16 protein-coding genes are annotated in these 14,136 nt (G+C 67.7%); 14 read left to right on the forward strand and 2 right to left on the reverse strand.

Annotated features, from left to right (window positions below; translation table 11 throughout):
- Positions 1-198: 198 nt before the first annotated feature.
- Positions 199-801: an acyltransferase gene (locus ABC766_RS02980; RefSeq protein ID WP_043349829.1), complete on the reverse strand. Its 603-nt coding sequence runs from the start codon at positions 799-801 to the stop codon at positions 199-201.
- A gap of 351 nt (positions 802-1,152) precedes the next feature.
- Here ABC766_RS02980 and ABC766_RS02985 point away from each other — a divergent pair, with 351 nt between their 5' ends.
- Entirely contained in the window at positions 1,153-1,677 is a 525-nt protein-coding gene (locus tag ABC766_RS02985; protein WP_043756280.1) for a hypothetical protein, read from the forward strand.
- 197 nt (positions 1,678-1,874) lie between these two features.
- Here the strand turns inward: ABC766_RS02985 and ABC766_RS02990 are convergent, their stop codons facing one another.
- Positions 1,875-3,302 (reverse strand): SDR family NAD(P)-dependent oxidoreductase, encoded by a 1,428-nt coding sequence (locus ABC766_RS02990; RefSeq protein WP_345821092.1) that lies wholly within the window; start codon positions 3,300-3,302, stop codon positions 1,875-1,877.
- A 179-nt stretch (positions 3,303-3,481) separates the two neighbouring features.
- Between ABC766_RS02990 and ABC766_RS02995 the strand changes: the two genes are divergently transcribed.
- The 13 genes from ABC766_RS02995 (at position 3,482) to rfbA (ending at position 13,765) form a co-directional block, all read left to right on the forward strand.
- Complete coding sequence (locus ABC766_RS02995; RefSeq protein WP_345821093.1) at positions 3,482-5,089, forward strand: HAD-IIIC family phosphatase; 1,608 nt, start codon at positions 3,482-3,484, stop codon at positions 5,087-5,089.
- Positions 5,055-5,372, forward strand: a complete 318-nt coding sequence (locus tag ABC766_RS03000) for a hypothetical protein (protein ID WP_345821095.1) — start codon at positions 5,055-5,057, stop codon at positions 5,370-5,372. Before ABC766_RS02995 ends, ABC766_RS03000 begins: the two co-directional genes overlap by 35 nt.
- Positions 5,365-6,405 (forward strand): ketoacyl-ACP synthase III, encoded by a 1,041-nt coding sequence (locus tag ABC766_RS03005; RefSeq protein ID WP_345821096.1) that lies wholly within the window; start codon positions 5,365-5,367, stop codon positions 6,403-6,405. Before ABC766_RS03000 ends, ABC766_RS03005 begins: the two co-directional genes overlap by 8 nt.
- Positions 6,402-6,629, forward strand: coding sequence for a hypothetical protein (locus ABC766_RS03010; protein ID WP_345821098.1), 228 nt, complete (start codon positions 6,402-6,404; stop codon positions 6,627-6,629). Before ABC766_RS03005 ends, ABC766_RS03010 begins: the two co-directional genes overlap by 4 nt.
- 4 nt (positions 6,630-6,633) lie before the next feature.
- Positions 6,634-7,371, forward strand: coding sequence for an SDR family oxidoreductase (locus ABC766_RS03015; RefSeq protein ID WP_345821099.1), 738 nt, complete (start codon positions 6,634-6,636; stop codon positions 7,369-7,371).
- Entirely contained in the window at positions 7,368-8,018 is a 651-nt protein-coding gene (locus ABC766_RS03020; protein ID WP_345821100.1) for an acetyltransferase, read from the forward strand. The genes ABC766_RS03015 and ABC766_RS03020 overlap by 4 nt, the downstream gene beginning before the upstream one ends.
- Before the next feature lie 657 nt (positions 8,019-8,675).
- Entirely contained in the window at positions 8,676-9,266 is a 591-nt protein-coding gene (locus ABC766_RS03025; RefSeq protein WP_345821101.1) for a hypothetical protein, read from the forward strand.
- The gene (locus tag ABC766_RS03030; protein ID WP_345821102.1) at positions 9,259-9,414 is read left to right on the forward strand and encodes a DUF5681 domain-containing protein; all 156 of its coding nucleotides are present in this window, start codon (positions 9,259-9,261) and stop codon (positions 9,412-9,414) included. The genes ABC766_RS03025 and ABC766_RS03030 overlap by 8 nt, the downstream gene beginning before the upstream one ends.
- 49 nt (positions 9,415-9,463) lie before the next feature.
- Positions 9,464-9,952: an IS66-like element accessory protein TnpA gene (gene tnpA, locus ABC766_RS33960; protein ID WP_427902283.1), complete on the forward strand. Its 489-nt coding sequence runs from the start codon at positions 9,464-9,466 to the stop codon at positions 9,950-9,952.
- Between the two features lie 346 nt (positions 9,953-10,298).
- Complete coding sequence (gene rfbC / locus ABC766_RS03040; protein WP_345819999.1) at positions 10,299-10,850, forward strand: dTDP-4-dehydrorhamnose 3,5-epimerase; 552 nt, start codon at positions 10,299-10,301, stop codon at positions 10,848-10,850.
- Between the two features lie 91 nt (positions 10,851-10,941).
- A complete protein-coding gene (gene rfbB, locus ABC766_RS03045; protein ID WP_179696692.1) occupies positions 10,942-11,991 on the forward strand; it encodes a dTDP-glucose 4,6-dehydratase in 1,050 nt (349 codons plus the stop codon).
- On the forward strand, positions 11,991-12,896 hold the full coding sequence (gene rfbD, locus ABC766_RS03050; RefSeq protein ID WP_342142610.1) for a dTDP-4-dehydrorhamnose reductase: 906 nt from the start codon (positions 11,991-11,993) through the stop codon (positions 12,894-12,896). The genes rfbB and rfbD overlap by 1 nt, the downstream gene beginning before the upstream one ends.
- Positions 12,893-13,765, forward strand: coding sequence for a glucose-1-phosphate thymidylyltransferase RfbA (rfbA, locus tag ABC766_RS03055; protein WP_345821103.1), 873 nt, complete (start codon positions 12,893-12,895; stop codon positions 13,763-13,765). Before rfbD ends, rfbA begins: the two co-directional genes overlap by 4 nt.
- Positions 13,766-14,136: the final 371 nt, after the last annotated feature.

Raw genomic sequence — 14,136 nt, forward strand, 5'->3', positions numbered from 1 at the left:
GGAGGAGCATGTGTTCGCGCTGGCCGATTGTGGGCTTGATCGAAGGCGTGCCGGCGCGTCGGACGAGGCGCCGTGTCGGCGGTTCATCGCCCTAACGGAACACGCGCACCGGGTAAACAACGGGACGCCGATGGTGCTCCGCAGGACCAGTCCGAGGCCCGGAGCCGTCCGCCCTCGCCTGCCTCATCGCGGGTGCGGTCAGATCAGGTCCGGACGCCATGTCACGTCTTCCCGCACGATGCGTGCGGGATTGCCGGCGGCCACGCAATGGGGCGGCACGGTTCCGGTGACGACAGCGTGTGCGCCGATGATGGCGTTGTCGCCGACCACGGAGCCTTTGAGGAGCGTGGCGTGATTGGCGATCCAGACGTGATTGCCGACGCGAACGGGCTTGGCCGGATTCAGCCGCTGCCCGGTATCCCGGGTGACGATCGAGTGAAAATCGCTCGTCGTCATCCAGACGCCGGACGCAATGGAGCAATCCGTCCCGATCTCGATCGCCTTCGCCTCGACGGGATTGAGATGGACAAGACCGGTGAAGCCGGTCCTGTCGCCGATGCGCAGGATCGAGCTGGGGCCGACATAGATGTTGGCCATCGAGAGCCGGACGTGCTCGCCGACATCGAACCGGCAGTTGGACTCGATGACGATGTGCATGTCCTTGTCGGACACGCAGCCTCTGCCTATGCGGATGTAGTTGTTGTCGCCGTTGATGTAGATCTTTCCGGCTTGGCTGTGCTGATCCCGCGAATCGATGTCGATGACATTATTCTCCCCTTTGTCGAAAATATTCAAAGACATAATTTGCTCTGCGGGATCGATGAATGCCCCTGGGCGCGACGCGGCCGACGTCCCGGAGCGGACGGCCGCACATCGAACCCGTGGAAGAACGTTCGCCTTCTGACGTGACGATTACGGTATCGGCGTGCCGAAATCGGAATCCGTCGAGATTCGGCAATTGCGCCGATGACTCCAAGCCGGCAGAGGCGTTCGAAGATGTCTCTAAGCCATCGGGCGTCGTCCTCACAACTCGCGCTGCCGATCGCGGGCCGTCACCGGGCCCGGCCGGCGAGCCTCCGCGCGCCTGTTGACGCCGCAATGGTCCTATGACGTATGCCGTCACCCAGCGAAATCATGGGATGAGGCCGTCCGGTGGCTGAGGACAACACCCTGACGAAGGCCCTGGTCGACGTGCGGGCGCGCAGGGCCGCACTGCAGAGCGACTACGACCGGATCGGAGCCGAGCTGACCAAGCTCCGCGCGGCCGAGGCGGCGCTGACCTCGATCGTCGAAGGGATCCCGCTGGACGCCTCCGGTCTCCACGCGCCCGAAGGTCTGCGGGCCTCCGCGGCCGAACGCGCCGCGCCGGCCTCCGGCGGACGGCGCGGCGCCCGCGGTCCCCGGGCGAACTCGGCCAAGGGACGGCTGAAGGCGCTGCTCGGCTCGGCCGGCCCGCAGGGCCTGTCGCATGTCGAGATCGCCGAGCGGCTGCCCGACGTCGCGCCGAATACCCTCAACACCTATCTCAGCATGCTGGTGACCGGCGGCGAGGCGATCCGGAACGGCGACTTCTTCACGGCTGCCGCGCCCGTGGAGTCCGAGGACGGTGAGGCTGACGCCGAGGACGAGGCCGACCCGGACTCGGATGCGGAGGTCCAACACGACGCCGCCGAGTGAGACGGGCGTCCGGCGAGGGCGATGGTGCCGCCTTTGGCGGGCGGAGCGAAACAAGACAGCGGCGCAGCGCGCGGAGATGTCGCGCTGGCCGGGCTCACCGTCCTGCGCTCGTGTCGGTGCAGGGGGGCGCTTGAATTGATCAACAGCCCTGTGACGGCCCCGTCCGGCCCGTCGATTCCGCGCCCCGGTCCTTCTGGTCAGGCCGACGCCATCCGCCGGATGATCGGCAGCATTAGCGCGCTCGGGGCGGCGGCCGGCACGGGGAAGATCGTGGCCGTCTGATCGGTCTTCACCCGGGGCAGCCGCTCGATCACGGTCCGCAGCTTCGGGAGCGTCCGCCCCAAAGTCGCGGCGAGGGTCTCGCCCGCGATCTTGGCCATGACGTATTCCAGGGTGTCGCGAGGCGCCTCGTCGATGGCGGTGGTCGACGGGTAGAAGGCCGCCACGGCGTCGCTGCGGTCGAGGCAGAACTGGCTCAGCTCGTAGAACGCAGCATTGTAGACGCGCATCATCGTGTCCAGGCAGGCCGGCTCGAAGGGCGCGCGCTTCTGGCGGAAGATGCGGGGCGTCGCGAAATGGTAGAGCTGCGACGGGCGCATCGCCAGCGCCGCGAGCTGCGCGGCGGCCGGCGCGGCGGCGTCGTAGCGGAGGACCTGGCAGCGCCCGCCCGCGTCGCGGATCTCCCGGGCGACGGCTTCCGCCTCGTCGGCGCCGGACGCGTAGGTGATGCACACCGTCCCGCCGCCTGCGGCGATCAGCTTGGCGGTCGCGGCGCCGAGCCCCCGCGACCCGCCGACGATCAGCGCGGACACGTCGGCGAAGGCGCCCGGCTCCACCAGGGCCGCGAGGTCCTGCAGGCTCTCCTGCTCCACCGGCCGCGGGCGGACGAAGCCCTCGACCCGGGCCGTGAGGCCGGGGCCGGCGGCGTCCAGCGTCACCGATTGCAGCATCGGCTGGAACCGCTTCACCGCGTAGCCGAAGCTCGAGCCGGCATCACCGTCGGTGACGGTCACGTCGATCTTCGAGAGGATCGAGTGGAGCCCGGGCACGAACATGCCGACGAGCGTCGAGAGTCCGCCCAGGGCGGCGACCCGGCCGGGACCGAGGGCGCGGGCGAGGCCCGGCGCCAGCGCGGCGATCGCCGCCGGGTCCGGCAGCGTGAAGGCTCCGGCTAGCCCCGTCAGGGCCGCCGGATCGCGGGCGATCGGCTCCGCGGGGATCGCGGTGGGCGCCGTCTCGATCGGCTGGGCCGGGGCTTTGTCCGCCGCGAAGGTCGCCTGGATCGTCAGGGTGCGGACGCCGTCCACCGCCAGGGACAGGCGCAGCTGCCCTGCGTCCGCCGCGTGGACCGTCAGCACGGTGCAATCCCCGACCAGCACGAACCGCTCGAACCGCATCTGCAGCGTCGCGAGCCGGTCGACAGGATGGGCGTCGGCGCAGGCATCGAGGGCCCAGAGGGCGGCGTGGACGCCGTGGACGGCCCGCTCGCCGGCGAGCGTCCGCCGGGCCATCCGCGCATCCATGTGCATCGGGTTCACGTCCCCCGTGGCCCGCGCGAAGGCGGCCTGGTGCGCCTCGGTCCAGATCCGCGCCGCGGCGGCGTCGTCCGAACCGGATCCGTTCATCGCGCAGCTCCTCCTCGGCCGGTCCCCGCCCCGGCCGGGCTGGCCGGCCGCCGGGTGCCCGGCCCCTTGCTTTATGACACGCGATCTCGCAAGAGGGCGGCGCTCGCACGCACGGTAAAGGGCCGGTCGATCGCCTGAGGGCAGGCATCCGCAGGATGTCGCAGGGACCGGTATCGAGGATGACCACGGCTCGCGCCCTGTCGATCGGCTTCGTCGGAAACGTCGTCACCAACCCGTTCGGGAAGGTGGCGGGCCGCCTCGCGGATCTCGCCACTGTCTCCTGCGAGCATTTCCCCATCGGACAGATTGAGCAGGTGCTGGCGGGTCCCGCCGCCGCCGACGTCCTGATCGTGCATCTCGACCACCGCTGGTTCTTCGACGTCGCCCCGGACGAGGCGGCCGTCGCCCGCGCGCGCGGCCTCGCCGAGCTGGTCTCGGCGCGGCTCGCCCGGGCGCCGGGGACGATCATCCTCAACACCGTGCCGTTCGTGCCATTCTCCTCCGTCGAGAGCGACCTCCACGACCAGCTGGAGGCCCTGGCGCGGGTGAACGCGGTGCTGTTCGACCTCGCCCGGGCGCAGGAGCGGGTCAGCGTCGTCGACGCCGCCGGCGCCCTGGCGCTGCTCGGCTTCGCCAACGCCTTCCGCGAGCGCAACCGGTACATGTACCAGATGCCCTACGCCCCGGCCGCCGTGGACGCGCTCAACGAGCGTTACGCCGACGCCGTCGCGGCGCGGCTGCGGGCGCGGCGCAAGGTGGTGGTGGTCGACGCCGACAACACCCTCTGGGGCGGCGTCGTCGGCGAGGACGGGGTGGAGAACCTGGAGGTCGACAGCGACTATCCGGGGATCGTCCACACCCAGCTCCAGCGCCAGCTCCTGCGCCTGAAGGGCCTCGGGATCCTGCTCTGCGCGGTGACGAAGAACAACGAGGAGGATTTCCGCGCGGTCTTCGCCCAGCGCGCGATGCCGCTGCGGCTCGACGATTTCGTGGCCTACCGCAGCAACTGGTCGGAGAAAAGCGAGAACATCCGCGACCTCGCGGCGACGCTGAACCTCGGCCTCGACAGCTTCGTCTTCCTCGACGACAACCCCTTCGAGATCGAGGAGGTCCGCGCCCGGCTCCCCGGGGTCGAGTGCCACCTGTTCGACCGGACGCGCCCCGAGCAGGCGCTCACCCTGCTCGACGGGATCGCGTCGCTGCGCGCCCGGAACGTCACCGCCGAGGATCTGGCCAAGACCGAGCAGTACCGCGGCGAGGCGAAGCGGCAGGAGCTGCAGCGCTCGGCCGCCTCGATGGACGACTACCTCGCCTCCCTCGAGATCCGGGTTCATGTCGCCCGCAACAACCCGGGCTCCCTGCGGCGGGTCACGCAGCTGATCAACAAGACCAACCAGTTCAACCTGACGACCCGGCGCTACACCGAGGACGAGGTCGCCACCGCCATGCAGGAGGGCGGCGTCTACGCGGCCCGGGTGGTCGACCGGTTCGGCGACATGGGCATCGTCGGGGTCGCCATCGTCCGGGGCGGCGAACTCGAGACGTTCCTGATGAGCTGCCGAGCTCTCGGACGCCGCATCGAGGCCCAAATTCTGCGCCACATCTGCCATCAGGAGGGTGATCGGGACCTGAAGGCCCAGTATCGCCCGAGCGCGAAGAACCGGATGGTCGAGACCTTCCTCGACGACAACGGCTTCGAACCCCTCAGCGCTGGCCCGGATGGCAAGACGTACCGACTGACACGAGGACCGGATGACACCCCCTACATCCACATCGTCGCGGAGTGACCGCGGCGCCGTCGAGGCGGCTGCCCGAGCCACCTTCGCGCGGCTCGTCGAGACTTGGGGGCGCCCGGACCTGGAGAATCTCGGGCCCGAGGACGACGTGTACGAGCGGCTCGATTCCTTCGCGGTGGTCGAGCTCCTCCTCGAGACGGAATCCGAGATCGAGCGGACGATCGGCCGCTACGTGCCGCTCGCCAACGAGAGCATCCTCGACAGCACGAAGTCGCCCCTCCGCCGCTTCCAGGGCTGGATCGACTACGTCGCCGAGACGGTCGAGCATGGCTGACCTGCGGTTCTCGCGCGCGACCCTTGCGGGTCTCGTCACCACGGTCGGCGCACGCGTCCTGGCCTTCGACGACGAGGCGGCCGCCCTCGGGCTCGCCCCCGAGGAGGCGGAGCGCCTCAAGCGCGCGATGGGCTTCTCGACCCGGCACGTCGTCGCCGATCCCGGCACCACGACGGCGGATCTCTGCCTCCACTCGGCGCGCCACCTGCTGCGCGGCCTCGACCTGCAGCCCGACGCCGTCGACGGGCTGATCCTCGTGACCCAGACGCCGGATTACAGCTCGCCGTCCACGTCGATCGCGATGCAGCACCGCCTCGGCATGCGGACCGACACGCTCTGCTTCGACATCCGCCTCGGCTGCAGCGGCTTCGTCTACGGGTTGTCGGTCGCCTACAGCCTCGTCGAATCCAGCCTCAACCGTGTCCTGCTCTGCGTCGGCGACGTCGCGAGCCGCATGGTCGCGACCGGGGACCGGTCGATCACCCCGATCATGGGCGATGCCGGCGCCGCGGTGCTGATCGAGCGGCGCGAGAGCGAGAGCGTCTTCCAGCTCCACAGCGACGGCTCGGGGGAGAAGGCGCTGTTCATCCCCCATAGCGGCCTGCGGGCCGACGCGGTGGATGCGGACAAGCCCGCGACCATGCACATGGACGGGGCGCAGGTCTTCAACTTCACCCTCAAGCGCGTCCCGCCGCTGATCGAGGGCATTCTCGCCGTCTCGGACACGCGCGCCGAGGACGTCGACTTCCTAGTCCTGCACCAGCCGAACAAGTACATCCTCAAGAACCTCCAGCGCCGCCTGGGGCTCGACGACAGCAAGCTCCCGACCGGCACCCAGTCGGTCTACGGCAACCAGAACTCGGCCTCGATCCCCGGTACGATCTCGGGCTTCCTCGCGGAGGCCTATGCGTACGGCCAAGTGCGCTCGCTGCTCGCCGGCTTCGGGGTCGGCCTGAGCTGGGGGGCCTGCACGATCACCACCGACCGGATCTACGCGCCCCCGGTCATGACCTACGAGGAGACCATCCGATGACCGAGGGCGCATTCCTGGACGAGCTCGGCACGATCCTCGATCAGCCGGGGCCGCTGGCCCGCGGGCAGAGCCTCGGGGAGATCGAGACCTTCGACTCGCTGGGCATCCTCAACATCATGGCGCTCTACGACACGCTGGGCCTCGAGGTGGATCCGCAGCGGATCGCCGGGGCGGCGACCACCGACGACCTGATCGCGCTGGCCGGCGCGAAGCTACAGGACTGAGCCGATGTCGGAGCCGATGTCGCAGCCAGAGGGGCACGTCCTCGTCGTCGGGGCCAGCAGCGGCATCGGCCGCGCCGTCGCCGAGCGTCTCCGCGCGGGCGGGACGCGGATCACCGCCCTCGCCCGGCGGGCGGACCGGCTCGCCGAGCTGGAGGCGCTCGGCTGCGCCGCCGTCGCGTCCGACGTCACCGATCTCCCGGCGATCGGCGGCGTGCTGCAGGCGGCGGTGGCCGAGCGGGGCCTCCTGACCGGGCTCGTGTATTGCGCGGGCGTTCAGATCATCAAGCCTATGCGCAGCCTCGGCGTCGAGGAGATCGAGCGTCTCTACCGCACCAACCTCGTCGCGCCGACCCTGTTCGCGGCGTCCTTCGGCAGCGCCCGCGTCTCGACCCGGGACGCGGTGTTCTGCGCGGTGTCGTCCGTCGCGGCGCAGCGGCCCGAGCCGGCGATCGTGCCCTACGCCGCCTCCAAGGCGGGGCTCGACGCCCTGATCAAGGGGCTGGCCCGGGAACTTGCCCCCCGGCGCGCCGTCGGCGTCGCCCCCGGCTGGCTCGACACCGAGATGACTCAGGCCCATGCCCGCCTGTACGGCGCGGAGTTCAAGGACGCGCTGGAGAAACGGAGCCCCGCAGGCGCCGCGACCGTCGAATCCGTGGTCGACGCCATCGCGTTCCTGATGTCGCCCCAGGCCCGGCACGTCACCGGCGAGATCCTCCGGGTCGATGGCGGAGCCATGCTGTGACCGGGCCGGGGCAGCGTCTCGCGCTGATCGGCGGCGGCGGATTTTCCAAGGAGATCGCCGAGGTCGCGCAAATGTGCGGCTACACCGTGGATGCAACTTATTCGAGCCTGCCGAGCGCGCAGGTCGGCACCTACCGGGGCTATCTCGACGAACTGCTGGCCGACCGCGCCGCGTATGCAGGTGTGGCCCTGGCCGTGGGCGGGGTGAGCCGGGCGGCGATCCAGGCGCGGGCCGAGATCATCGCGTGGCTCGACCGCCACGCCCTGCCCTGCCCGCCCCTGGTCTCGCCGCGTGCGATCGTCAGCCAGGGCGTCGCTTTGGGTGCGGGTGCGTTCGTGGCGCACGGGGTGATCGTCAACGTCGATGCGCGGCTGGGGCGGTTCTGCGTGGTGAACACTGGCGCGATCATCGGACACGATGCCGAGATCGGCGACAACACGACGATCTCGCCGGCGGCGTTCATCGGTGGGCGCTGCGCGATCGGCGCGGACAGCTTGGTCGGCCCGCTGGCCAAGGTGCTACAGGGGCTCAAGGTCGGCGAACGAGCGATGATCGGCATGGGCTGTACCGTGCTACGCGCTGTGCCTAATGAGGCCGTGATCTGGCCGAGGCCGGATAATCCTGTCGTCGCTTCAGATCGCGGTTGAGCCGATCCGAGCCCGATTGAGTGGCATGACGACGCTTGGGTTTGTGCGATAGCTCGCTTCGAATTTGCGTCATCGATCGCGCGTTGGGCAAGGTTGCGATTGCGTCGTCTTCAACTCAGCTACCTGATCGATTTGGCCGCTCCCATCTCGGCTGGATCTCTACGAGCAATCAGGCGACGTTGATCAGATCTTCCACGCTACCTCCCTACGTACTCAGCACCTACGGCTGGTGCGATTGTTCAAGGCAGATCTGCTCATCAGGGAATTAGGCCATTAGACGCCTTCCCTCGATAGCGCGCTGCCGGAAATTCCGACCAGAAACCAGATATATAGCGGTATAATTCCCGCTGTTTTGGTTCAGGGAATTGTCGCGCCCTTACAGGGGACAGCCACGCGCCACTGGGTATTTACCCGCCCTCAAAACAGCCGACACAGCCTATTGAAACTGTGATCGGTGGTTCTATAAATGCTCTTATGACCGTGACCCGCCAACAGGCTATCCAACTCGTCTATGCGCTCATGTACGGGGCGTCAGAGACAGCACGCCTACGCCTCGATAAGCCGATACCCCCTCGGCTTATCGCTAGCGTGCGGCGCCTTCTCGACGAGGACGTCGCGCGTGCTCGCGCCAGTCAAGGGGGGAATTCAGCATGTCCCTTGGCGTTCTACGACGAGTTCCCGGCTGGGACTGGGCATGAAGTTCAGTATACGCCTTACCGCGTCTTCAATCTCGCTATGGCGCATGAGCTGACCCGCTTCGGCTGCAAGCAAGGGGAAGTCGTCGAGCTCATCGCCGCGACCCAAGACAAGCTCAAGGATGCCTTCAACAGGGCGAATGATGGCCTTCAAACATGGGGGCGTACAAGCTTCACCCAATCTGGCGGGGCTGATCCAGCATCATCACTGCGCCAGAAACGAAAGCAGCTTAAAATATTCCTCGCTTTGCGTCGCGTCGAGGCGACAGAAAGCGCGGTCGAATATTTTGGGCCATCGCTGAAAGAAGGGGAGCGGCTCAATAACATCGAAATTCTGGACGGGCCAGAGCACCTCGCGACGTTCCTTTCTGAGGAGCTGACCGGCGGTCTTTTCGGTGCCTTCGTGATCGAGCTATCCGAGTTGGCCGTCCGCATCACCGAACTTGTCCAGCACGCGCCGGTGCGCAAGCGTGGGCGTCAGCCGTCTCAGCCGCCTTCAAACTGGGGCGATGTCGTAGCCCAGTTCCGCGTTCGGGATCGCGACTATGGGTGATGAGGATTACGAGGTCGGCTACCGCAAGCCGCCACGCCACACCCAATTCAAGCCAGGGACCTCCGGCAATCGGCGTGGGCGTCCGCGTCGGTCGAAAAACATCGACACGCTGTTCGAACGTACGCATCCGGCGAAGGCCGCCTTGTGAGCTGGCCCGTTGAGGCTGAGGTCATAAGAGTAATCCTAGGACCTCGAGCATGACCCAGGCGGGTATCGAACTGGTGAGAGCCGAGCGGCGTCGACGCTGGACGCGGGCGGAGAAGGAGCGGTTGGTCGCCGCTTCGTTTGAACCGGGTGTGTCGACCTCGGATGTCGCCCGCCGGGCCGGTCTCCACGTCAGTCAGCTGTTTCGCTGGCGCAAGTTGCTGTGCGAGCGTGTCGGTGCTCCCACGCCAGCGCTGGTCCCCGTCGTGATCACTCCCCCGTCCGCCGCGATGACGGTCGAGCCTGGTCGAGCGCACAGCCGCGGCCGTCGCTCCGGCGGAGTGATCGAGATCGATCTCGGCAGAGGCTGGCGCGTTCGGGTCGGCTCCGACGTCGATGCCGCGGCGCGGCGGGTGCGCGACAGGCACATGGGCATCATAGACCTGCGCCGCCGGCCACTGCCGGGCGGCAGGGCGAGCCCATACAAGCGCCTCATCGGCGGACGCGTCGTGCGACGCCATCCGATCGAAGATCAGGAGTGACGCGATAAAGCGGGATAGAGCGATTATACACTGAGTTTGGTCAGCGCACTGATTGCTTACTGTGCTGAGTTGCGATGGCTGGTTCCGCCTATATCCGGCATATATATTTATTACAAAAGTTATTTTTATTGGGTTTTAATTAGAAACTACATTGCCGGGGCAGGGTGCTATCGGCGCCTCGCACGCATGCCACCGCAGCGGGCACGCCTTGACACGGACGGCGAATGACCGGAAGTCGCGGGGCATCACCGAGGTTGTGGTCGGCAAGGCGGGCGCGCGGCCCGGAACGACCGATGCGGAGACGTCCGCTGGACCTCGCGACGGGATCCGCAAGAAGGGCGCTGGCATGGACGTCATCGAGACCGAGATCCCGGACGTGAAGCGCATCGCGGTGAAGCGCTTCGGCGATACGCGGGGCTGGTTCTCCGAGACGTTCCGGGCCGACGCCCTGGCGCGGGTCGGCATCACGACGCCGTTCGTACAGGACAACCAGTCCTTCTCGGCGCCGCAGGGCACGATCCGCGGTCTGCACTTCCAGATCGCGCCCCGGGCCCAGGCCAAGCTGATCCGCGTGCTCCAGGGCTCGATCCTCGACGTCGCGGTCGACATCCGCAGCGGGTCGCCGACCTACGGAAAATACGTCGCCGTGACTCTCGACGCCGAGACGGGCGAACAGCTCTACATCCCGCACGGCTTCGCCCACGGCTTCTGCACCCTGACCCCCGACGTCATGGTCGCCTACAAGGTCGACGAATACTACAGCCCCGAGCACGACCGGGCGCTCGCCTGGAACGATCCCGAAGTCGGGATCCCGTGGCCGGTCTCGGGCGAGGCGGCCATCTTGTCCGACAAGGATCGCCGCGCCCCGCGCCTCGCCGATCTCGGCCAAGTCTTCTGAACCGCGCGGCCCGGCCGCAATTTCGTCACGCCGGCCAGTCTTACGCTGCCCGGCTATTCCGTTTCTGACCTATCCGAAGAGGTGACACGCCATGCGCATCCTGGTGACCGGAGGCTGCGGCTTCATCGGCTCGGCGCTGGTGCTGCACCTCGTCAACGATCTCGGCCACGACGTCTGCACCCTCGACGCGATGACCTATGCGGCCAACCCGGTCTCGCTGACGCCGCTCGCCGACAACCCGCGCCATCGCCTGGTCGAGGCCGACATCTGCGACCGCGCCGCCGTGCAGAAGGCCTTTGCCGACTTCAAGCCGCAGGCGGTGATGCATCTGGCCGCCGAGAGCCACGTCGACCGCTCGATCACCGATCCGGGCGCCTTCGTGCGCACCAACGTCATCGGCACGCAGACCATGCTGGATGGGGCGCGGGGCTATTACGAAGCCCTGCCGGAGGCGGACAAAAAGAGCTTCCGGTTCCTCCACGTCTCCACCGACGAGGTCTACGGCTCGCTGCCGCCGGACGCGTTCTTCACCGAGGAGAGCCGCTACGATCCGCGCTCGCCCTACTCGGCCTCGAAGGCGGCCTCCGACCACCTCGCCCGCGCCTGGCACGAGACCTACGGCCTGCCGGTGCTGGTGACCAACTGCTCGAACAATTACGGGCCGCGGCACTTCCCCGAGAAGCTGATCCCGCTGATGATCCTGAACGCCCTGGAGGGGAAGAAGCTGCCGGTCTACGGCGACGGCCTGAACGAGCGCGACTGGATCCACGTGGAGGATCACGCCAAGGGCCTCGTCGCCGTGCTGGAGCGCGGCCGGATCGGCGAGACCTACCTGCTCGGCGGCCGGGCGGTGCGCAACAACCTCGCGGTGGTGAAGGCGCTGTGCGCGGCCTTCGACCGGCTGCGTCCGCAGAACGCCCCGCACGAGCAGCTGATCAGCTTCGTGGCCGACCGCCCGGGCCATGACCGGCGCTACGCCATCGACTGCACCAAGGCCGAGGCCGAACTCGGCTGGCGCCCGCAGAAGACCTTCGAGCAGGCGCTGGAGGAGACCGTCGCTTGGTACCTCGCCAACGAGGGCTGGTGGCGCCCGATCCGCGAGGGCCGGTACAAGGGCGAGCGCCTGGGACTGAACGGCTGATGGACATCCTCGTCCTCGGGGGCGCGGGCCAGGTCGGCACCGAGCTGCAGGCCCTGTCCTGGCCGGACGGCGTCCGCGTACACGCACCGGGCCGTACGGATCTCGACATCACCGACGCGGACGCCGTCGCGGCGGCGCTCGCCGCGCGCGACTACCGGGCGGTGATCAACACCGCCGCCTACACGGCCGTCGACAAGGCCGAGTCCGATGTGGTCGCGGCGTGGCGCCTCAACGCGCTCGCGCCGGCGATCCTGGCGGCCGCCACGGCGGCGCAATCCATCCCGCTGGTCCACGTCTCGACCGACTACGTCTTCGCCGGCACGAAGCGCGACGGGGCCTACGCGCCCGACGCACCGATCGATCCGCAGAGCGTCTACGGCGCCAGCAAGGCCGCCGGCGAGCTGGCGGTGCGCACCGGCAATCCGCGCCACGCCGTCGTCCGCACCGCCTGGGTGGTGAGCCCGCACAGGGGCAACTTCGTCAAGACGATGCTGCGGCTCGCGGCCGAGCGCGATGCCCTGACCGTCGTCGACGACCAGCACGGCTGCCCGACCTCGGCCACCGACCTCGCCGCCGCCCTCGCGACGATCGCGCAGCGCATGGCCGGGGATGCGGACGCTCCCACCGGCACGTTCCACTGCGTGAACGCCGGCGACACCACATGGTGCGGCTTCGCCGAAGCGATCGTGGCGGGCTCGGCCCGCCGCGGCGGCCGCTCGGTGCCGGTCAAGGGCATCCCGACTTCCGCCTATCCGACACCGGCCCGGCGGCCGGCCAATTCGCGCCTGTCCACCGACAGCCTCACGGCCGCTTACGGCATCGCGCCGCGGGCCTGGCAGGCGGCGCTCGACGACATCCTGGACCGGCTCGTCGGGCCGGTTTCAGAGGGAGTTTCCAAGCCATGAAGGGCATCGTTCTGGCCGGCGGATCCGGCACGCGCCTGCACCCGGCCACGCTGTCGATCAACAAGCAGCTCCTGCCGGTCTACGACAAGCCGATGATCTACTACCCGGTCTCGGTGCTGATGCTGGCCGGCATCCGCGAGATCCTGATCATCTCGTCGCCGGAGCACCTCGACAATTACAAGCGCCTGTTCGGCACCGGCGAGCAGTTCGGGCTGAAATTCTCCTACGCGCTGCAGCCGCGGCCGGAAGGCCTCGCCCAGGCCTTCGTGATCGGGCGCGACTTCGTGGGCGACGACGACGTGGCGCTGATCCTCGGCGACAACCTGTTCTTCGGCGCCGGCATGGGCGAACTCCTGGATCGCGCCGCCGCGCGCAAGCAGGGCGCGACGGTCTTCGCCTACCACGTCGACAACCCGCAGGCTTACGGCGTGGTCAACCTCGACAAGGCGGGCCGCCCGACCAAGATCGTCGAGAAGCCGCAGAACCCGGAATCCACCTGGGCGGTGACTGGCCTGTACTTCTACGACAATCAGGTGCTCGACATCGCCGCCGACGTGAAGCCCTCGGCCCGCGGCGAGCTGGAGATCACCAGCGTCAACGAGGCCTACCTGCAACGCGGTCAACTGCACGTGGAGCGCATGTCGCGCGGCTATGCGTGGCTCGACACCGGGACCCACGACAGCCTGCTGGAGGCGAGCGAGTTCGTCCGCACCCTGCAGCACCGCCAGGGCCTGCAGGTCGCCTGCCTGGAAGAGATCGCCTACCTGCAGAAGTTCATCACCCGCGACCAGCTCGTGGCCCGGGGCGAGATGTTCGCCAAGACCGCCTACGGGCAGAACCTGCTGCGGCTCGCCCGCGAGAGCGAATAGCGCTAATTCCAGAAATATCAAACCAATTATGTAGTATCACAGTCGTTCTAACTGTTCTGCTGGAAAACCACCTTCATCGCCCAAAGGAAATAACTTTCCAATCAGCATAGTCTTCAGAATGACTAGTGCGCCTCTTAATAGCACCCGCGGGTCTGGACTGGTTTACGCAGAATTCTCTGGGCTTTATGACCATCGGGCGGCGTCTCATGAGGGCTCTTTGCTCCCATGACCGCCTACAGTAGAATCGGCTCGAAGTGGTCCCTATGATCACCAAAAGGCTGAGCTGAGTGGTAAGATTTAGACAGGAGTGAGCTGCGCATGCGACAAATCGCATAATCCTGACGTTTAGCAGGCGTGAAACAAAGCATAGA

The sequence above is a fragment of the Methylobacterium fujisawaense genome, assembly GCF_039619325.1.
Taxonomy (GTDB): domain Bacteria; phylum Pseudomonadota; class Alphaproteobacteria; order Rhizobiales; family Beijerinckiaceae; genus Methylobacterium; species Methylobacterium fujisawaense.